This window comes from Noviherbaspirillum soli (genome assembly GCF_015352955.1).
In the GTDB taxonomy this organism is placed as follows: domain Bacteria; phylum Pseudomonadota; class Gammaproteobacteria; order Burkholderiales; family Burkholderiaceae_D; genus Noviherbaspirillum_A; species Noviherbaspirillum_A soli.
Genome location: NZ_JACYOX010000017.1, coordinates 91,872 through 110,598, shown reverse-complemented (window position 1 = coordinate 110,598; position 18,727 = coordinate 91,872). Strand labels below are relative to the sequence as shown.

Genomic DNA, 18,727 nt, shown 5'->3' with positions numbered 1-18,727 from the left:
TTGCCCAGAAATGGGCAGAGGCGCGCAACCGGCGGCAAGCGGGGATCGACTGGCAATTCCGCACCGCCGATGCACGCATAAAGCTGAAATACCTTTATCCGAAAATTGATGAGTGACGGACTACTAGTGCGTATTTTCGGCTTTTGACTCGCCGAAGAACGGACCGCATCCTCTTTGCTGCTGTTTTTCCTGGCTTTCCCGATGCTGGCGGAAGCCTCGCTATCATCGGCTTCGCCATCCATACGGGAATATAGCGGCTGCTTATCGGATTGAGAATTGGTTCTGGTGACTTCTGGCCTCGGCATAAACCCTCCTGAAATGACCTGCACAACTTCAAGAAAAACTGGAAGCCATCGGCTTTGATCAGTAGGAAAGCTAAGTCGCGTCGATTGAAAGGAGTTCTTCGGGGAGAGGAAAAATGAATGTTCGGTAGATGTACTTTTGAACAGAATTGGCATCCGTAGCGCCATGGCAGGCGCGTACCAAGACTGGGCATGCCGCGGCACCGTTGACCAAGGAGGCAAGAGCTCGTGTTTACGATGCAGAGCCAGTCTCGTGGGTCCGGTTTTTTCCCTGCAACCATCGCTGTGGAACAAAACCGGCCCACTGGCCGGCAAGACAACATCAAGCCAGCGCGCTATCCACGAGCTCAATCCAGTGCGCCACCGGCGTCGCCGTGCCCGACTGCAGATGGGTAATGCAGCCGATGTTGGCCGAGACGATCATGTCCGGTTTGGTGGCTTCGAGGTTGGCGACCTTCTGATCGCGCAGGGCATAGGCGATGTCCGGGTGCAGCACCGAATAGGTGCCGGCCGAGCCGCAGCACAGGTGGCTGTCGGCGCACAGTTGCACGTCCACGCCGATGCCGCGTAGCACGTCTTCCACCTTGCCGCGAATCTTCTGCCCGTGCTGCAGCGTGCACGGCGGATGCCAGGCAACACGCTTGGCGACCTTGCCGCGCAGTTTCTGCTTCAGCTCTTCCTCGAAGGACGGCAGCAGTTCCGACAAATCGCGCGTGAGCTCGGAAATGCGTTTGGCCTTCTGCGCATAGGCAGGATCCTGCTCCAGCAGATGGCCGTACTCCTTCACGGTGGCGCCGCAGCCGGATGCCGTCATCACGATGGCTTCGGCGCCGGCTTCCACATGCGGCCACCAGGCGTCGATGTTGCGGCGCATGTCGTCACGCGCACCATCGTGGTCGTTCAGGTGATGGCGGATCGCGCCACAGCAGCCGGCGCGCGGGGCGACGACCAGCTGCACGCCCAGCGCATCGAACACGCGGGCGGTGGCGGCATTGATGTTGGGCGACATCGACGGCTGCACGCAGCCGTCCAGCAGCAGCATCTTGCGGGCATGCTCGCGCCGCGGCCAGGCGCCGGCGGACTGCTTCTTCGGTACCTTGTTCTTCAGCACCGCAGGCAGCAGCGGGCGCAGCAGCTGGCCGGCCTTCATCGCCGGGCTGAACACCCAGCTGCGCGGCAGGGTTTCCTTCAGCGCGGTGCGCACGGCGCGGTCGGCCGGCGCGCGCGGCACCTGGTCTTCGACGATCTTGCGGCCGATGTCGACCAGCCGGCCATAGCGCACGCCCGACGGGCAGGTGGTTTCGCAGTTGCGGCAGGTCAGGCAGCGGTCCAGGTGCAGCTGGGTCTTGGCAGTGGCGGGCTTGCCTTCCAGGACCTGCTTCATCAGGTAGATGCGGCCGCGCGGGCCGTCGAGCTCGTCGCCCAGCAGCTGGTAAGTTGGACAGGTGGCGGTGCAGAAACCGCAATGCACGCAGGCCCGAAGAATGGAATCGGCTTCCTTGCCTTCCGGCGTGTCCTTGATGAAATCGGCGAGATTGGTTTGCATGTCAGTAATCGTTTCCCAGTCGGCCGGGATTGAAGATGCCGGCCGGATCGAAAGCCTGCTTCAGGCGGCGCTGGATGCCAGCCACCGCGGGAGCAAGCGGATGAAATACGGCGTCGCGTGCGTCGGCGGCGGTGCCGGCGCGGAAGCGGCTCGCATGGCCGCCGGCGCGGGCGGCAGCGGCACGGATGCTGTCGGCCGGTGCGCTGCTATGCAGCCAGCGCTGGGCGCCGCCCCACTCGATGAGCTGATTGCCATCGAGTTCCAGCGGCGCGGCCACCGAGGGCAGCGACAGGCGCCACAGCGGCGCTTCCTGTGCGGCAAAGAACGGATGCTGCTGCTCGCGCAGGCTGTGCCAGAAGCCGGCAGCGTCGGCGATTTCCTCGCCGCCCAGGCGGCTGCGCGCGCCCTTCAGCGCCGCGGCCGCGCCCGACAGGCGCACCGCCAGGGTGCCGTCCAGCCAGGCGCTGGCCGAGATCGGCAGCGGTTGCCCGCCCCATTCATTGAGCGTGCGAATCGCGTCGGCCTGGCCCAGGCTGAAGGCCAGCGTGGTTTCCTCGAACGGCCGTGGCAACACTTTCAATGACACTTCCAGCAGCAGGCCCAGCGTGCCGAGCGAGCCGGCCAGCACCCGCGACACATCGTAGCCGGCGACGTTCTTCATCACCTGGCCGCCGAAGTGCAGCACTTCGCCGCGATGGTTCATCAGCACCGCGCCCAGCACGAAGTCGCGCACTGCGCCCACCGCGGCGCGGCGCGGGCCGGACAGGCCGGCCGCCACCATGCCGCCCACGGTCGCGTCGGCGCCGAAATGCGGCGGCTCGAATGCCAGCATCTGGTTCTTTTCCGCCAGCACCGCTTCCACCTCGGACAGCGGCGTGCCGCTCCTGACCGTGATCACCAGTTCGGTCGGATCATAGGCCACGATGCCGCGCCAGCCGCGGGTGTCGAGCACGTCGCCGCGCAGGGCGCCGCCATACCAGTCCTTGCTGCCGCCGCCGCGGATGCGCAGCGGACGCTCGGCCGTGGCGCCGGCGATGCGGTCCTTAAATTCCTGCAATACCTGTTCCATACACTCTCTTTCAGAATCAGAAGCGCGGCAGATCGGCGAACGGCAGCTTGCCGGCGCGCACATGCATGCGGCCATACTCGGCGCAGCGGCGCAGGCTGGGAATGGCCTTGTCGGGATTGAGCAGCAGCGCGGTGTCGAATGCCTGCTTGACGGCGCGGAAGGCGTCGAGCTCGGCCTGCGAGAACTGTACGCACATCGAATTGATCTTCTCGATGCCCACGCCATGCTCGCCGGTGATGGTGCCGCCCACCTCGACGCACAGTTCGAGGATCTCGGCGCCGAACAGCTCGGCACGCTCGAATTCGCCGGGCTGGTTGGCATCGAACAGGATCAGCGGATGCAGGTTGCCGTCGCCGGCATGGAACACGTTGGCGCAGCGCAGGCCATATTTCTTTTCCATCTCCGCAATGCCCAGCAGCACTTGCGCCAGGTTGCGGCGCGGTATGGTGCCGTCCATGCAGTAGTAGTCCGGCGAGATGCGGCCGGCCGCCGGGAAGGCGTTCTTGCGGCCGGACCAGAACTTCAGGCGCTCGGCCTCGTTCTGCGATACCGCGATGGCGGTGGCGCCGGAATCGCGGAACACCGCTTCCATGCGGGCGATCTCTTCATCGACTTCCTCCGGCAGGCCGTCGGACTCGCACAGCAGGATGGCTTCGGCCTCGGTGTCGTAACCGGCATGTACGAAAGGCTCGACCATGCGCGAGCTGGTCTTGTCCATCATTTCCAGGCCGGCCGGGATGATGCCGGCGGCAATCACGTTGGCCACCGCATTGCCGCCCTTGACCACGTCGTCGAAGGAGGCCATTACCACCCGCGCCTGCTGCGGCTTGGGAATCAGCCGCACCGTGACCTCGGTGACCACGCCCAGCATGCCCTCGGAGCCGATGAACAGCGCCAGCAGGTCCAGGCCGGGCGCGTCCAGCGCCTCGCCGCCGAGTTCGGCGATCTCGCCGTCGATGGTGACCATGCGCACACGCAACACGTTATGCACGGTCAGGCCGTATTTCAGGCAATGCACGCCGCCGGAGTTCTCGGCCACGTTGCCGCCGATGGTGCAGGCGATCTGCGACGACGGATCGGGTGCGTAGTACAGCCCGTGCGCGCCGGCCGCCTCGGAAATGGCGAGATTGCGCACGCCCGGCTGGACCACGGCCGTGCGGGAATAGGCGTCGAGCCTGACGATGCGGTTGAGCCGGGCGGTGGAAATCACCACGCCGTCGGCGATCGGCATCGCGCCGCCGGACAGGCCGGTGCCGGCGCCGCGCGGTACGATGGGCGCCTTCAGGCGACGGCATACGTTGATCGCGGCGATCACCTGCTCTTCGTTGGCAGGCAGGACCACGATCATCGGCAACTGGCGATAAGCCGCCAGGCCGTCGCATTCGTAAGGCCGGGTGTCTTCCTCGTTAAAGAGGACCGCGCCGCGCGGCAGCACGGCGTTCAGGGCATCGACGACCTCGCGCTGGCGCGCAGCGGCGAACGGCGCTTCTGATGGAGCATTCATGGCTGTACGTCCTGGAATGGGTAGCGGGCGCGCCGAATGGCCCCGCTCTTCAAGAAAACGAACAGTGTAGCGAAACTGGGGCGATAAAAGGGATTTGCGCGGGTGGAATGACTGAAAAGCTTTGCTGCAATTGATGAAAGATTTTGATGCGGGCAATAGGAGGAAGCGACAGCCCTGAGACGGGATCATGAAAGGAGTCGCTACGTTTGAGGTCCGGAGAATTTCAGGTAAGCGTTCAAGCAACGCGACCTGAGGCGCAGCCCCAGGTGATGATTGGCAGCCTCTTTGTAGATGGATCGCAGGGGGCCGTGCCAGAAAGGCACGGATCAGAAAGGCAGATCGGCATCGCAGCAATACGGGCAGTTGCCATGGTCTATAAAAATACGCATGCGCTAAAGGCAACTGATGGATAGTGCATTAGAGCGACATTTGAAGATGCTGACGTTACCGAATCAATGCCACTGCCTTCAGTGGTTGAACTTCCCTGATTAAGAGGACATGCCAGTGCGTCCGGATGCCTGCCGTAGTTGGGCCTTTTCAAGGCAAGCCACAAATTCGGGCCCGGCTTTAACCGCAAGGTCAAAAAGCGTGGTGAAGGAACGTCCGTTCGGAATTTTCATATCAAAATCGATCGACACATTTTCCGCATCAAGAATTGTTTCAAGCGTCTCAAGTTTTTTCATTTTGAGCACTTTGCGTTCTTCTTCGTCAAAATTGGCCAATGTTCTTTCGCTGACTCCAATGAGCGCAGCAGCCACTGCATTGCTCCTTGGACTTGTATCGGCCCCGTTGACTTGCGCTCCCTCGAAAAGAAGAAAACCCAAAATCTCCGGCGACGCCATATAGGTTGCTGCATATGCCAGCACTGTGCTCCCATCAAAATTAGGTTTATTGATATCTGGCTTTGTATGCAACCATATTTTTATGACCAACTCCAAATTGTTCAGCGCAACTGCTTGAGACAAAAGAGAAGTAACATCAATCAAAGACGATTTGATGATGCCTATGGATTTTATGGCTGCAAGCGCGAGTTCCGGTTCAGATTTGGATACCGCATAAGTCAGCGCCTGATGCAACTCCTCACTGTTTTTACCTTTACTGCGTGAAATTAAAGATTTCACCAGATCGTCATTGTTGATTTCCATTGCGCCTTTTAAAATCCTTGGAAGATCTGGGTCAACCAGGTCAAACCGCGCACCCATTCTTATCAATGTCTTTGCAACTGTGCTGCAATCCGTTCCCTGAGCCTTCGCAAACAAAGCAGCTTCCAGCATGGTTATATTGCCTTTCATGGGTTTATCGATGTCAACACCAAGCAGCGCCTGCGCAATCTTCTCACCGTTCTTCCCAAAGAAATCCGCTTGATCCATTCTTAACAAATCAATAAAAAATTCCACCGTTGGTTGCCTCAAAAGCTTGGCAGTGGAAGCGCCGGCCTGACCATCTGAAATGACTGGCCGACTGAATGCAGTCAACCTCTTGCCGCTGTCTGCAACAGGATTTTTTGACAGCAGAAGTGTATTTTCGGCGTTGCTGCCTTGTGTTTCCGCGGATCTCACATTGAGATTTGATACAGCAACTTGCTTTTTACGCTCCGTCGTTTCTTGTCCAGGCATTTGATAATGCATAGCTTGTTCATGGGTGGCTAACCCGTTCCCACGATTAACAGCAAAAGCATTACCGGTTGATGGTGCTGGCATAGACATTACAGTTCCCCATTAAAAGTATTAAACCGGTAGGTGCCATTGGAACGCCTTGGGTTCGGGACGTGCCCAAACTTTTAAATGGAGGAATAACAATCGACCTATGGAACTACATTTCCATACGTGTTCATGAACTCGTGCCAAGCAGCAGAATGCGAGTGATGTGCACTCAGGAAAGCCGAACTGTACCCGTGCTGAAAGCGCCCTGTTTTCCGCCTGCGCGCACTCTCAGCCGTTGCGAAACGTCGCCTTCATCCAGTCGATGAACAGCGTCACCTCGCTGCGCTCCCGGGCCGGCTTTTCATACACCATGTAATACGCATGCGGCGGCGAAGCCAGTTCGACGTCGAACAGCCGCACCACGTCGCCGGCCGCCAGCGCGGCCTGGGCGAAGTGGCTGCGCGTGAGGCCAATGCCATGGCCGTGGCGGATCGCTTCCAGCAGCAGGCCGAGGTCGTCGACCCGCAGGCCGGTGGACGGTTCCTGCCAGTCCAGGCCGGCTGCTTCGAACCATGGCTGCCAGGGCTCCAGCGCCGAGCGCAGCAGGGTCTTGCCGCGCAGGTCGGCCGGCGTGTGCAGCGGCCCCACCTGCGCCAGGTAGGACGGGCTGGCGACGGCGAAGGCCGGCTCCTCGAACAGCTTTTCGGTGATGATGTTGGGATAATTGCCGGCGCCGAAGCGCACCTCGACATCGCTCTCCGAGAGGCTCAGGTCATAGAGCGGCACCGACATGAATACTTCCACCACGATGTCCGGGTACCGCTCCGTGAAGTCGGCCAGGTGCGGCACGAACATGTAGCGGGCAAAGGTCGGCGGCAGCGTGACCTTGATCCTCGGCTGCGCCTGCGCGCTGCGATGCGGCATCGGGAAGTCGGTCAGGGTGCGCAGCGCGCTGCGCACCACGTCGAGATAACGGCGGCCAAACTCGGACAGGCCAATCGAGCGGCCATCGCGCAGGAACAGGCGCTCGCCGACGAAATCTTCCAGCAGCCGGATCCGGTGCGACAGCGCCGACGGCGTGATGCACAGTTCATCCGCGGCCAGCGCGAAGGACTGGTGACGCGCCGCGGCTTCGAAGGCGGACAGCGCATGCACCGGCGGCAGGCGGGTGGTCAGGGGCTGTCTGGTCTGCTGCATGCGGCCGCCGGCGGGATTTACCACTGAACGATCTTGCCGGGATTGAGGATGTTCTTCGGGTCCAGCGCATGCTTCAGGGCGCGCATGGTGTCGATCGCGCCTTCGCCATGCTCCTGCACCAGGAAATCCATCTTGTGCATGCCCACCCCGTGTTCACCGGTGCAGGTGCCGTCCATCGCGATGGCGCGCGCCACCATGCGCGCATTCACGCCTTCGGCGCGGGCGATGTCTTCCGGGTCGTTCGGGTCGACCAGCATCTGCACATGGAAGTTGCCGTCGCCGACATGGCCGATGATGGAGTACACCATGTTGTGGCTTTCGCAGTCGGCCTTGGTGTCGAGGATGCATTCGGCCAGGCGCGAGATCGGCACGCAGCAGTCGGTGGAGATGGCGCGCGCGCCGGGACGCATCTGCAGCAGCGCGAAATAGGCATTGTGGCGCGCGCCCCAGAGGCGGGTGCGGTCTTCAGGACGGGTGGCCCATTCGAAGCCGGTGGCATTGTGCTCGGCGACGATTTCCTGCACGGTCTCGGCCTGTTCCTTCACGCCATGCTCGGTGCCATGGAATTCAAACAGCAGCAATGGGTTTTCCGGCAGGCTCAGCTTGTCATAGGCATTGATGGCCTTCACGCCGCGCTCGTCGAGGAATTCGACGCGGGCGACCGGCACGCCCATCTGGATGGTCTGGATCACCGCGCGCACCGCATCGCCCGGCGTCGGGAAGGAACACACCGCCGCCGACACCGCCTCCGGCTGCGGATACAGCTTCACGGTGACTTCGGTGATGATGCCCAGCGTGCCTTCGCTGCCGACGAACACGCGGGTCAGGTCGTAGCCGGCGGAGGACTTGCGGGCGCGGGTGCCGGTGCGGATGATGCGGCCGTCGGCCAGCACCACCGTCAATGCCAGCGTGTTCTCGCGCATGGTGCCGTAGCGCACGGCATTGGTGCCGGAGGCGCGGGTGGCGGCCATGCCGCCGAGCGAGGCGTCGGCGCCGGGGTCGATCGGGAAGAACAGGCCGGTGTCGCGGATCTCGGCATTCAACTGCTTGCGGGTCACGCCCGGCTGCACCGTCACCGTCAGGTCTTCCGGATGGACGGCAATGATGCTGTTCATCTGCGACAGGTCGATCGACACGCCGCCGCGCAGCGCCAGGATGTGGCCCTCCAGCGAGGTGCCGGCGCCGTAGGGAATCACCGGCACGTCATGGGCGGCGCACAGCCTGACCGCATCCGCCACCTCCTCTGTGGACTGGGCGAAGATCACCGCGTCGGGCAGCATCGGGTCATAGGACGACTCGTCGCGTCCATGATGGGTGCGCATCGCCTCGCTGGTGGAACAGCGTTCGCCGAACAGGGATGACAGTGCGGCAAGCAGGGACTCGGGAAGCGGCTTCTTCAGCGCCGCCAGCTGTGCTGGGTGATTCATCTTGTCCTCCGTGGGGTGTGTGATTTTACCCCTGCCGGGCGTTTAGCGGCGACCAGGGCGGCGAAGGCTTGAAATTTCCCGTATGCTCACTGCCTTCCAGACCAAGCGGACAACAAGGGAGACAGCATGGGCAACCGACTTTCCAAGATCGCCACCCGCACCGGCGACAACGGCACCACCGGCCTGGGTGACGGCAGCCGGGTCGACAAGGACAGCCTTCGGGTGCAGGCGATGGGCGATGTCGATGAAATGAATTCCCACCTGGGCCTGCTGCTGTGCGAGGACCTGCCGGCCGGCCTGCGCGAGGAACTGGTGACGATACAGCATGACCTGTTCGACCTCGGCGGCGAACTCTGCATCCCGGGCTATACCCTGATCAAGGATGAGCAGGTGGCGCGGCTGGATGACATGCTGGCCCGCTACAACGCCAACCTGCCGCCGCTGGCCGACTTCATCCTGCCGGCCGGCTCGCGCGCGGCGTCCCAGGCGCATGTCTGCCGCACCGTCTGCCGTCGGGCGGAACGGGCGATCGTGGCCCTGGGCAAGGCCGAGATGCTCAATGATCATCCGCGCCAGTACATGAACCGGCTGTCAGACCTGATGTTCGTGCTGGCGCGGGTGCTGAACCGGCATGCGGGTGGCGGGGATGTGTTGTGGGAGAAGGGACGCGGGCGCAGTTGAGGCTCGTCGCGTCTTCGTGCCTGCCGTGTACCGGATTGGTCCGGGCTGGCAAGATCAGGCCACCCGGCACAATGGCAATTGTAAAATCCTGCGGGCAGGTTTCGAGTCGATTAGTACTGATTTTCTTGTAGCACGCCCTTCTTGATTCCATGGTCGTTAAGCAACTTGATCACATTTTCCTCTGCACTATAAAGCGCTGTCTGGCCTGCCTTATTTATGACCTGGGGCGATGCACGACCCTCATTCAACAGATACGTGGTTGTATTAAAAAAACCCTTGGCAGCCGCTGCCATTAGTGGAACATTTCCATATTTTTTGTCGGCGAAGTTTGCCGATGCGTTTTTGGCGATCAGAAGCTTAACGATCGATAGAGCGTGCACATCATTATCAGCATTACAGGCAGCCAGCATTGGCGTGCTTTCCTTAAAGGCTCCACAATACCGCTCTGCTTTCGCCCCGTTATCAAGGAGCATTTTGACCACCGCCTCACTACCGGTTTTGCAGGCGTTCCATAGCGGCGTGGTTCGTGTTTTATCCTTTGGATCTGCAGTGGCGCCAAAGTCTATAAGTACTTGCGCGGCTTCAGCTTTTCCTGCTTTGGCAGCGTAATGTAAAGGCGTGCATCCAGACTTGTCAGTAGCGTCTAGATTCGCTTTGGCACGAATCAGCTCTCTGACAATCTCAGGATTTCCGCCTTGCATCGCATGATGCAAGGCGGTGGCTCCAGACTTGTCAGTGTCATCCACCGTTGCGCCACGCGAGATCAGCGTATTGACCATGCTTTTCAAGCCGGCGCCGGCAGCCAGCATCACTGGAGTTCTTCTCTGTTCATCGCGGGCATTGACGGGTGCGCCATACATCACGAGCACCTTGGCAGCCTCTTCGTTTTTTGCCTCCAGTGCGGTTCTCAACAGCGACTTTCCTGTCGCCTTGTCAACCAGGTTGATGTCAATCTGGTCTTTATGCGCCGTCAACAATGCTGCCATGCCTTTCCCATTATCGGCGGCGACCGCCTCACAGAACTTTTGCTGCGGGGTAATTGAGGCACCATTGGCGACATAACTAGGGTTCGTGGCTTTGATGGCAGCTTGGTCGCCACCTTTGTCACCAGTTGAGTCAGCAACATTTAACAGTGAATTGGCCTGATTGACCTGCAAGCTGATGCCTGGCTTTCCTTTTGCCTGCGGAGTCGTATCAGACGACGGCTGGCTGTAAGCAGATTGTGAACGCCTGTTGACGTCATTAATGGGAGTGTCGCTCATGATTTGGTGAGTGCGCGTTATTAAAGATATACATTCACCAAATTGGTGTCACTTGCGGCCATAATGTTCACTAATCGAACATTATGGCCGCAAGTGAATGACTGAAGAAAACAAGGAAATAAAAAACGGCGACATGAAGTCGCCGTTCCGGTCCAACATCAGGAAAATTTGGTAGCACATTTAATTACCACCAGCCGTGACGCCCTTTTGCCTGGCCGCTATCGGATCAAAGCGGAAGTATTCACGGCATGTAGCGCGTGTTCACTCAGTAGTTGCGGTGGCGCATCGCCATGGCTGGCGGACTCGTGGTTTGGTGTGGGATAGACGACGTGGCATGACTACGTCGGCCGCCGACTGGTTATGACTTTGTGGAACGCAGCAAATCCAGAACTTCCTCATTATTCCTCTGCAGGGCCATGCTCATGGGGCTCATTGCTTTCTCGCCTGTTCCCCGGGGGTCGACGCCTTCATTAAGCAATTGTTGAATCGTTTCGAGATCGCTGTCATGGACTGCAACTAAGAGCAGGTCGGTCTTATTCTCTTCAGGCATATCAACGTCGATTTTTGATGAAATATTCGACAGAGAATTTTCCTCGATCATCGCGATATCGGCATCTGTCAATTCTGCGCCATGCTGCGCCAGGATTTGCATTGACTCAAGGCTGCGATTTTCACGAGCAATATCCAGCGCTGTCTTGTCATCGTTGTCGCGATAGAGGACAGATGCATTTTTCTCGATCAGAAATTGAACAATCTCTGTCTGATTCAATTTTGCGGCAATGCCCAGGTAGGACTCTCTTTTATCGAAACTGAGAGGGCGATTCACATTATCCTCTTTTCTCGTCGCCAGGAAATTCTTGAACATGTCCAGAGGCGATTTGCTTGGATAAAGCATATTATCCATGCTTGCCTCGACCCACATTGCCGGTCCCGTACCAAATCCCGAAGGTTTATTGAATTCGCTTTGAACTTCGGATTTAATACCACCAGCACTCCTGACATAATCTGGAATTGTTGATCGGACGGAACTGGAATTGTTTGCGGAATTTCCATTTTCAACGGCTTTCTCCGCGATTGCTGTCTGGCTCTTTTCCGGCAGACTGTTTAATAACGCCGTGCGCTGGGCATCGTCTTTCCTGGCCTCTACTTTGGGGCCGTTAACCAAGGGTTGGTCATCCTTTAATTGCACTTGCTCGGAAACGGGAAAGGAATTTATGGCATGTGCACTGGAACTGAGATTGTTGGCGGCATTCATGATTGTCTGTATATTAATTGGTTGGAAGTGGAATGATTTAATGCAAGGCACGACACTTCTTAAATAACCAAAAATGCCAAAACGGTTCCTTCCTGCGGAAGGCACTTTTAATGAACAGACTCAATGAAGGCAGGCCCGATTGGTAGGCACAGGCACTCCGCCTGAAACAGCCAATTTTGTACTGGACAACCATGGCGCTCATTTTCCGGTGCGACACCAAGGGAAAGTCCAACTTGACTGCTGGATGGGCTTATTGCCATGTGCCGGGCAACATCGCTTTATTTATTACTTGAACATCAAAATAGCTTTATTACACTTGCACGGCCACGGAAATTCACTCGATCGGCGCTTCGGATGCGGTTCGGATTGATTAAAGCCGATCAATTTTTCCCAAAAAAAACGGCGACATTGTGTCGCCGTTCCTCGATTGCCTTTATAAATTGCCGATCAGTTATTGACTACCAGCCGAGGCTCCTTCTTGCCCAGGCGCTGCCGGATCGACGCCGCAATGCCCGCCGCATCCAGCCCGCACTGCGCCAGCAGCTGCGGCGCATCGCCGTGGTCGATGAATTTGTCCGGCAGGCCCAGTTGCAACAGCGGCTTGACCACGCCTGCCGCGGCCAGCGCTTCCGCCACCGCCGAGCCTGCGCCGCCCATGATGCAGCCCTCCTCTACCGTCACCAGCAGGTCGTGGCTGGCAGCCAGCTCGAGTACCAGCGCGGCATCCAGCGGCTTGACGAAGCGCATGTTGGCGACCGTGGCATTGAGTTCCTCGCCAGCCTTCAATGCCGGCGCAACCATGGTGCCGAAGGCCAGGATGGCGACCTGCTTGCCGTTGCGGCGCAATTCGCCCTTGCCCAGCGGAATGGTGTCCAGGCTGGTGTCCACCGCCGCGCCAATGCCTGCGCCGCGCGGATAGCGCACCGCGGCCGGGCCGGGATACTGATAGGCGGTGCTGAGCATCTGCCGGCATTCGTTTTCGTCCGACGCCGCCAGCACCACCATGTTCGGGATGCAGCGCAGGAAGGCCAGGTCGTAATTGCCGGCATGGGTGGCGCCATCCGCGCCGACCAGGCCGGCGCGGTCGAGCGCGAAGGTGACATCCAGGTTCTGCAGCGCCACATCATGGATCAGCTGGTCGTAGGCGCGCTGCAGGAAGGTGGAGTAGATCGCCACCACCGGCTTCAGACCCTCGCAGGCCATGCCGCCGGCAAACGTCACCGCATGCTGCTCGGCGATGCCGACATCGTGGTAGCGGTCGGGGAAGCGCTGCTCGAATTCCACCATGCCCGAGCCTTCCCGCATCGCCGGCGTGATGCCGATCAGGCGCTTGTCCTGCTGCGCCATGTCGCACAGCCACTGGCCGAACACCTGGGTATAGGTTTTCTTGCCGGCGGCGGCCGGCTTGATGCCTTCGGCCGGGTCGAACTTGCCGGGGCCGTGGTACAGCACCGGGTCGGCCTCGGCCAGCTTGTAGCCCTGGCCTTTCTTCGTCACCACATGCAGGAACTGCGGACCTTTCAGCTGCTTCAGGTTCTGCAGCGTCGGCACCAGCGAATCCAGGTCGTGGCCGTCGATCGGGCCGATGTAGTTGAAGCCGAATTCCTCGAACATGGTGGCCGGCAGCACCATGCCCTTGGCATGCTCCTCCAGCCGCTTGGCCAGTTCCAGCATCGGCCCCGGCAGCACCGACTTGCCCACGCTGCGGGCGGCGGCGTAGAAACGGCCCGACATCAGGCGCGCCAGGTAGCGGTTCAGCGCGCCGACCGGCGGCGAGATCGACATGTCGTTGTCGTTCAGGATCACCAGCAGGTTCACATTTTCATGCACGCCGGCATTGTTGAGCGCCTCGAACGCCATGCCGGCGGTCATGGCGCCGTCGCCGATCACGGCCACCGCGTGGCGGCTCTCGCCCATCGTCTGCGCGGCGATCGCCATGCCCAGCGCGGCCGAGATCGAGGTCGAGGAGTGGGCGGTGCCGAAGGTGTCGAACGGGCTCTCGTCGCGGCGCGGAAAGCCGGAAATGCCGCCCTGCTGGCGCAGGCTGCCCATGCGGTCGCGGCGGCCGGTCAGTATCTTGTGCGGATAGGTTTGATGGCCGACATCCCAGACGATGCGGTCGTCCGGCGTGTTGAACACGTAATGCAGCGCAATCGTCAGCTCGACCGTGCCCAGGTTGGACGACAGATGGCCGCCGGTGCGCGACACCGAATCGAGCAGGAAGGCGCGCAGTTCGTCGGCCAGCGGCTTCAGCTGGCTGCGGGAGAGGCGCCGCAGGTCGCCGGGGCCTTCGATTTTTTTCAACAGATCCATACTTATGCTTTCCGCTGCACGATCAGGTCGGCAAGTTCGCGCAGCCGTCGTGCGTTGTCTCCAAACGGGAGCAGCGCCCGGTGGGCGTCCTCCCTCAGTTTTTGCGCCAGCGCCTGCGACTGCTCCAGACCAAGAATGGAGACGTAGGTCGGCTTGTGGTCCACCGCATCCTTGCCGGCGGTCTTGCCCAGGGTTTGCGAATCGGCGGTGGCGTCGAGCACGTCGTCCACCACCTGGAAGGCCAGGCCGACCGCGGCCGCATAGGCGTCGAGCGCGGCGGTTTCAGTCGCATCCGGCATGCGGCCGCACAGCGCGCCCAGCATCACGGACGCCCGCAGCAGCGCGCCGGTTTTCAGCCGGTGCATCTGTTCCAGCTCGGCCAGCGACAGGGTGATGCCGACGCTGGCCAGATCGATCGCCTGGCCGCCGCACATGCCGGCCGAGCCGGACGCCTGGGCCAGCACGCGCATCATCGCCACCGTGCGGGCCGGATCGTTCCCCGCCTCCGACAGCACCATGAAGGCCTGCGATTGCAGCGCGTCGCCCACCAGCAATGCGGTGGCTTCGTCATATTTCACATGCACGGTCGGCTTGCCGCGGCGCAGCGCGTCGTCGTCCATGCAGGGCATGTCGTCATGCACCAGCGAATAGGCATGGATCATCTCGACCGCGGCGGCGGCGCGCGCCAGCGCATTGCGGTCGGCGTCATGCAGTTCGCCGGCGGCGAACACCAGCAGCGGACGCACCCGCTTGCCGCCATCCAGCACCGCATAACGCATTGCCTCGTGCAGTCGGGCCGGCGCGGCGGTTTCGGGCGGCAGCAGCGTCGCCAGCACGTCTTCCATGCCGGATTGCGCGTTGCGCATCCAGTCTTGGAACAATAGCGCGCTCATTCGTCCGCCTCCAGCGTTGCGTCGTCGCTGGCGAAGGGTTTGAGCATGTCGCCTTCCAGCACCTTGACCTGGGCATCCACCCGGTCGAGCTGACCGGCGCAAAATTTCACCAGCTCGGCGCCGCGCTTGTAGGCGGCTACCGACGCCTCCAGCGGCAGTTCGCCGGCTTCCATGCGCTCGACCAGCTGTTCCAGCTCGGTCATTGCGTCTTCGAACGAAGCGGGCTGCGCGCTGACGGGAGTTTTACTTGCCATAAGGTATCGTCTTTGAATGCAGGCAATGAAGGCTGGCGGCCTTCCTGCGGGTTGCGGATTGCTCAGGACCGGCTATTTTAGAACAAACAGGCAACAGAAGTTACGATTGTCCACAAGCCCCCACCATTCCGCGCAAAACACTGCGCCGCGCCAAGGCGGGACCTGGATACGACGTGTAGGGTATAATCTACGGTTCTGTCCAAAAATTCCCTCTTCATCTCGTTTGAACATAGGTTTTTGCGGATTCTTTCTCTCTTAGGTTGGTGCAAATTAATTTGGGGGGTAGGGATGTCCGATCTGGCTAATCTCGCCAAGCTGGCGCGTTCCAACGCGCAACTTCCAGTCCACGTCTACTTCGACGAAGTACTGCTGAAAAAAGAAATTTCTGATCTGTTCCGTCAGGGGCCGCGCTATGCCGGCCACGAATTGATGGTGCCCGAGGTGGGCGACTATGCAACGCTGGCCTGGGAAAACGAAGGCCGCATGCTGGTGCGCAATGCCCAGGGCCTGGAGCTTCTGTCCAATGTCTGCCGTCATCGCCAGGCCAAGATGTTCAATGGCCGCGGCAACGCCAGGAACATCGTGTGCCCGCTGCATCGCTGGACCTACGACCTGAAGGGCACCCTGGTGGGCGCGCCGCATTTTGGCGAGACGCCCTGCCTGAACCTGTCCAAAACCCCTCTGCAGAACTGGAACGGCCTGCTGTTCGAAGCCGGCGGCGCCAACGTCGCCGACATGATGAAAAACCTGTCGGTCACCAGGGATCTCGATTTTTCCGGCTACATGCTGGACCACGTCGAAGTGCACGAGTGCGACTACAACTGGAAGTCCTTCATCGAGGTGTACCTGGAGGATTACCATGTCGAGCCCTTCCACCCGGGCCTGGGCAGCTTCGTCACCTGTTCCGACCTGACCTGGGAATTCGGCGAAGGCTACAGCGTGCAGACCGTGGGCGTGCATCAGGCGCTGAAGAAGTCCGGCACGCCGGCTTACCGCAAGTGGCAGGAGCAGCTGCTCAAATTCCGCAACGGCGAGGCCCCCAGGCACGGCGCGATCTGGCTCACGCTCTATCCCAACATCATGGTGGAGTGGTATCCGCATGTGCTGGTGGTGTCCACCGTCTGGCCCAACGGACCGCAGAAGACCACCAACGTGGTGGAGTTCTACTACCCGGAGGAAATCGTGCTGTTCGAGCGCGAGTTCATCGAGGCCGAGCGCGCCGCCTACATGGAAACCTGCGTCGAGGACGACGAGATCGCGCAGCGCATGGACGCCGGCCGCCGCATCCTGGTGGATCGCGGCGTCAACGAGGTCGGCCCCTACCAGTCGCCGATGGAAGACGGCATGCAGCATTTCCACGAGTGGTATCGCTCGAAGATCGCGCTCTGAACATGGCGGCCTGACGCATGCAGTCGCTCTGGATGCTGCTGGCCAGCTTTCTCTTTGCCGCCATGGGCGTCTGCGTAAAGCTGGCCGCCGAGCTCTACACCACCTCCGAGATCGTGATGTACCGCGGCATGATGGGCGCGGCCATGCTCTTGGCGCTGAGCCGGCTGCGCGGCGACAGCATGCGCACGCCGTTGCCGTGGGCGCACGCCACGCGCGGCGTGATCGGCGTCACCGCGCTGTGGCTGTGGTTCTATGCGATCGGCCGGCTGCCGCTGGCCATGTCGATGACCCTGAACAGCATGGCGCCGATCTGGCTTGCCGCCATCCTGCTGGGTGCGGCATGGTGGCGCGGCCAGGGTCGGCTGGAATGGGGCTGCGCGCTGGCGGTGATGGCCAGCTTTGGCGGCGTCACGCTGCTGCTGCAACCGTCGATGCAGGCCAGCCAGTGGTTTGCCGCCTGCGTGGCGCTCGCGTCGAGCGTGATCAGCGCGCTGGCCTATCTGCAGGTCAGAAAGCTGGGCCAGCTCGGCGAGCCCGAATACCGGGTGGTGTTCTACTTTTCCGTCACTGGCGCCCTTGCCGGCGCCCTGGGCAGCCTGGCCACGCCGTGGATCGCACCCGGCCAGGTTGCCTGGCACGGCCATACGGCGCACGGTGTATTGCTGCTGGCCGGCGTCGGCCTGTCCGCCACGGCGGCGCAGATGGCGATGACCCGCGCCTACCGGCTCGGTCATCCGCTGGTAACGGCCAACCTGCAGTACACCGGCATCGTGTTTTCCAGCATCTGGGGCATTCTGCTATGGAGCGATGCGCTGGGCTGGATGGGCTGGCTGGGCATTGCCATCATCCTTGCCAGCGGCAGCGCCGCCACCTTCTACAATTCCCGCGGTCGGCGGGCGCCGGCCCCAACGACAGTCCCGGCAGCCGGCATCAGCCCGGTCGCCGCCAAATCCTAGGAGTCCAGCATGGCCTATACCACCCTGATTTCCGCCGCCGACCTGGCGCAGCAGTACACCCAAGCCGGCTGGGTGGTGCTGGACTGCCGGCACGACCTGGTCAATCCCCAGTCCGGCAGGCAGGCCTATGACGCCGGCCACATTCCGGGCGCCCGCTTCGCCTCGCTGGACCACGACCTGGCCGACCATGCGCGCGGCCCCGGCGGCGTCTTTCGCGGCCGGCATCCGCTGCCGGACGCCGATGCCTTCGTCGAGACGCTGCGTCGCTGGGGCATCAATGACGACAGCCAGGTAATTGCCTATGACGCCCAGGGCGGCATGTTTGCCGCCCGCCTGTGGTGGATGCTGCGCTGGGCAGGCCATGAGGCCGTGGCGGTGCTGGACGGCGGCCTGCCGGCCTGGACTGCGCAGGGCATGCCCCTGTCGACCGAGCCGGCGGCAAGCTCCCGCGGCAACCTGCAGCGCCGTGCCGCGCTGGTGCGCAGCGTGGGCGCAGACGATATCCTGAACCAGCAGGGCCTGACCGTGCTGGATGCGCGCGCGCCGGACCGTTTCCGCGGCGAGAACGAAACCCTGGACCCGGTCGGCGGCCACATCCCGGGCGCGAAGAACCGATTCTTCAAGGACAACCTGCAGGCCGACGGCCGCTTCAAGCCGTCCGCGCAACTACGCCAGGAACTGGGCGCGCTGGTGGCGTCGCCGGCATCGTCGGTGATGCAGTGCGGCTCGGGCGTCACCGCCTGCCATAACTTGCTGGCGCTGGAGGTGGCGGGCATGCCGGGTGCGGCGCTGTATCCCGGATCGTGGAGCGAATGGTGTTCGGATCCAGCGCGGCCGGTGGCGACCGGCGACTGACGGGGATTGACCGAGCCGTGACGGCGATGCCTCAAGCGGATAAGGTGCAGCGTCGGTCGCAGGGTGCACTACCCCACAGGGGCATTGCACCATTGGTCGATCGAGGAAGTCCGGCAAATTGCCATCCCGGTGTGCGACCGCGGTGCAATGCCCTTCGGGTATTGCACCCTACGACCGCGGC

General features: G+C 61.4%; 15 protein-coding genes. 4 read left to right on the top strand and 11 right to left on the bottom strand.

Going from position 1 to position 18,727, the window contains the following annotated elements; translation table 11 throughout:
* Positions 1-624: 624 nt before the first annotated feature.
* The 6 genes from glcF to IGW04_RS13945 all read right to left on the bottom strand — a co-directional run bounded on the left by glcF (position 625) and on the right by IGW04_RS13945 (position 8,688).
* The gene (gene glcF / locus IGW04_RS13970) at positions 625-1,848 is read right to left on the bottom strand and encodes a glycolate oxidase subunit GlcF (RefSeq protein ID WP_194713692.1); all 1,224 of its coding nucleotides are present in this window, start codon (positions 1,846-1,848) and stop codon (positions 625-627) included.
* A 1-nt stretch (position 1,849) separates the two neighbouring features.
* Positions 1,850-2,917: a glycolate oxidase subunit GlcE gene (glcE, locus tag IGW04_RS13965; RefSeq protein ID WP_194713691.1), complete on the bottom strand. Its 1,068-nt coding sequence runs from the start codon at positions 2,915-2,917 to the stop codon at positions 1,850-1,852.
* A gap of 16 nt (positions 2,918-2,933) precedes the next feature.
* The gene (locus IGW04_RS13960) at positions 2,934-4,421 is read right to left on the bottom strand and encodes an FAD-linked oxidase C-terminal domain-containing protein (protein ID WP_194713690.1); all 1,488 of its coding nucleotides are present in this window, start codon (positions 4,419-4,421) and stop codon (positions 2,934-2,936) included.
* Between the two features lie 488 nt (positions 4,422-4,909).
* Complete coding sequence (locus tag IGW04_RS13955; protein ID WP_194713689.1) at positions 4,910-6,127, bottom strand: ankyrin repeat domain-containing protein; 1,218 nt, start codon at positions 6,125-6,127, stop codon at positions 4,910-4,912.
* A 225-nt stretch (positions 6,128-6,352) separates the two neighbouring features.
* Positions 6,353-7,240, bottom strand: coding sequence for a LysR substrate-binding domain-containing protein (locus tag IGW04_RS13950; protein WP_194713699.1), 888 nt, complete (start codon positions 7,238-7,240; stop codon positions 6,353-6,355).
* A gap of 38 nt (positions 7,241-7,278) precedes the next feature.
* Entirely contained in the window at positions 7,279-8,688 is a 1,410-nt protein-coding gene (locus IGW04_RS13945; protein ID WP_194713688.1) for an FAD-binding oxidoreductase, read from the bottom strand.
* A gap of 126 nt (positions 8,689-8,814) precedes the next feature.
* On the opposite strand from IGW04_RS13945, the gene IGW04_RS13940 reads away from it, so the two are divergent.
* On the top strand, positions 8,815-9,369 hold the full coding sequence (locus IGW04_RS13940) for a cob(I)yrinic acid a,c-diamide adenosyltransferase (RefSeq protein ID WP_194713687.1): 555 nt from the start codon (positions 8,815-8,817) through the stop codon (positions 9,367-9,369).
* A 110-nt stretch (positions 9,370-9,479) separates the two neighbouring features.
* Here IGW04_RS13940 and IGW04_RS13935 read toward each other — a convergent pair whose 3' ends face one another.
* The 5 genes from IGW04_RS13935 to IGW04_RS13915 all read right to left on the bottom strand — a co-directional run bounded on the left by IGW04_RS13935 (position 9,480) and on the right by IGW04_RS13915 (position 15,346).
* Entirely contained in the window at positions 9,480-10,631 is a 1,152-nt protein-coding gene (locus IGW04_RS13935; protein WP_194713686.1) for an ankyrin repeat domain-containing protein, read from the bottom strand.
* 358 nt (positions 10,632-10,989) lie between these two features.
* Positions 10,990-11,886, bottom strand: a complete 897-nt coding sequence (locus IGW04_RS13930; RefSeq protein ID WP_194713685.1) for an ankyrin repeat domain-containing protein — start codon at positions 11,884-11,886, stop codon at positions 10,990-10,992.
* A 447-nt stretch (positions 11,887-12,333) separates the two neighbouring features.
* Positions 12,334-14,199: a 1-deoxy-D-xylulose-5-phosphate synthase gene (gene dxs, locus IGW04_RS13925; RefSeq protein WP_194713684.1), complete on the bottom strand. Its 1,866-nt coding sequence runs from the start codon at positions 14,197-14,199 to the stop codon at positions 12,334-12,336.
* A gap of 2 nt (positions 14,200-14,201) precedes the next feature.
* Entirely contained in the window at positions 14,202-15,092 is an 891-nt protein-coding gene (locus tag IGW04_RS13920) for a polyprenyl synthetase family protein (protein WP_194713683.1), read from the bottom strand.
* A complete protein-coding gene (locus tag IGW04_RS13915) occupies positions 15,089-15,346 on the bottom strand; it encodes an exodeoxyribonuclease VII small subunit (protein ID WP_194713682.1) in 258 nt (85 codons plus the stop codon). The genes IGW04_RS13920 and IGW04_RS13915 overlap by 4 nt, the downstream gene beginning before the upstream one ends.
* 288 nt (positions 15,347-15,634) lie before the next feature.
* On the opposite strand from IGW04_RS13915, the gene IGW04_RS13910 reads away from it, so the two are divergent.
* The 3 genes from IGW04_RS13910 to IGW04_RS13900 are packed head-to-tail and all read left to right on the top strand — an operon-like array spanning position 15,635 to position 18,546.
* Positions 15,635-16,735: an aromatic ring-hydroxylating oxygenase subunit alpha gene (locus IGW04_RS13910; RefSeq protein WP_194713681.1), complete on the top strand. Its 1,101-nt coding sequence runs from the start codon at positions 15,635-15,637 to the stop codon at positions 16,733-16,735.
* A gap of 17 nt (positions 16,736-16,752) precedes the next feature.
* Positions 16,753-17,691 carry a DMT family transporter gene (locus IGW04_RS13905; protein WP_194713680.1) on the top strand — a complete coding sequence of 313 codons (939 nt, stop codon included), beginning with the start codon at positions 16,753-16,755 and terminating at the stop codon, positions 17,689-17,691.
* 9 nt (positions 17,692-17,700) lie between these two features.
* Positions 17,701-18,546: a sulfurtransferase gene (locus IGW04_RS13900; protein ID WP_194713679.1), complete on the top strand. Its 846-nt coding sequence runs from the start codon at positions 17,701-17,703 to the stop codon at positions 18,544-18,546.
* Positions 18,547-18,727: the final 181 nt, after the last annotated feature.

What these genes read in the sequence shown, in the direction of transcription:
- glcF (WP_194713692.1), bottom strand. Translation starts at nt 1,848, where the DNA reads ATGCAAACCAATCTCGCCGATTTCATCAAGGACACGCCGGAAGGCAAG.
- glcE (WP_194713691.1), bottom strand. Translation starts at nt 2,917, where the DNA reads ATGGAACAGGTATTGCAGGAATTTAAGGACCGCATCGCCGGCGCCACG.
- IGW04_RS13960 (WP_194713690.1), bottom strand. Translation starts at nt 4,421, where the DNA reads ATGAATGCTCCATCAGAAGCGCCGTTCGCCGCTGCGCGCCAGCGCGAG.
- IGW04_RS13955 (WP_194713689.1), bottom strand. Translation starts at nt 6,127, where the DNA reads ATGTCTATGCCAGCACCATCAACCGGTAATGCTTTTGCTGTTAATCGT.
- IGW04_RS13945 (WP_194713688.1), bottom strand. Translation starts at nt 8,688, where the DNA reads ATGAATCACCCAGCACAGCTGGCGGCGCTGAAGAAGCCGCTTCCCGAG.
- IGW04_RS13940 (WP_194713687.1), top strand. Translation starts at nt 8,815, where the DNA reads ATGGGCAACCGACTTTCCAAGATCGCCACCCGCACCGGCGACAACGGC.
- IGW04_RS13935 (WP_194713686.1), bottom strand. Translation starts at nt 10,631, where the DNA reads ATGAGCGACACTCCCATTAATGACGTCAACAGGCGTTCACAATCTGCT.
- IGW04_RS13930 (WP_194713685.1), bottom strand. Translation starts at nt 11,886, where the DNA reads ATGAATGCCGCCAACAATCTCAGTTCCAGTGCACATGCCATAAATTCC.
- dxs (WP_194713684.1), bottom strand. Translation starts at nt 14,199, where the DNA reads ATGGATCTGTTGAAAAAAATCGAAGGCCCCGGCGACCTGCGGCGCCTC.
- IGW04_RS13920 (WP_194713683.1), bottom strand. Translation starts at nt 15,092, where the DNA reads ATGAGCGCGCTATTGTTCCAAGACTGGATGCGCAACGCGCAATCCGGC.
- IGW04_RS13915 (WP_194713682.1), bottom strand. Translation starts at nt 15,346, where the DNA reads ATGGCAAGTAAAACTCCCGTCAGCGCGCAGCCCGCTTCGTTCGAAGAC.
- IGW04_RS13910 (WP_194713681.1), top strand. Translation starts at nt 15,635, where the DNA reads ATGTCCGATCTGGCTAATCTCGCCAAGCTGGCGCGTTCCAACGCGCAA.
- IGW04_RS13905 (WP_194713680.1), top strand. Translation starts at nt 16,753, where the DNA reads ATGCAGTCGCTCTGGATGCTGCTGGCCAGCTTTCTCTTTGCCGCCATG.
- IGW04_RS13900 (WP_194713679.1), top strand. Translation starts at nt 17,701, where the DNA reads ATGGCCTATACCACCCTGATTTCCGCCGCCGACCTGGCGCAGCAGTAC.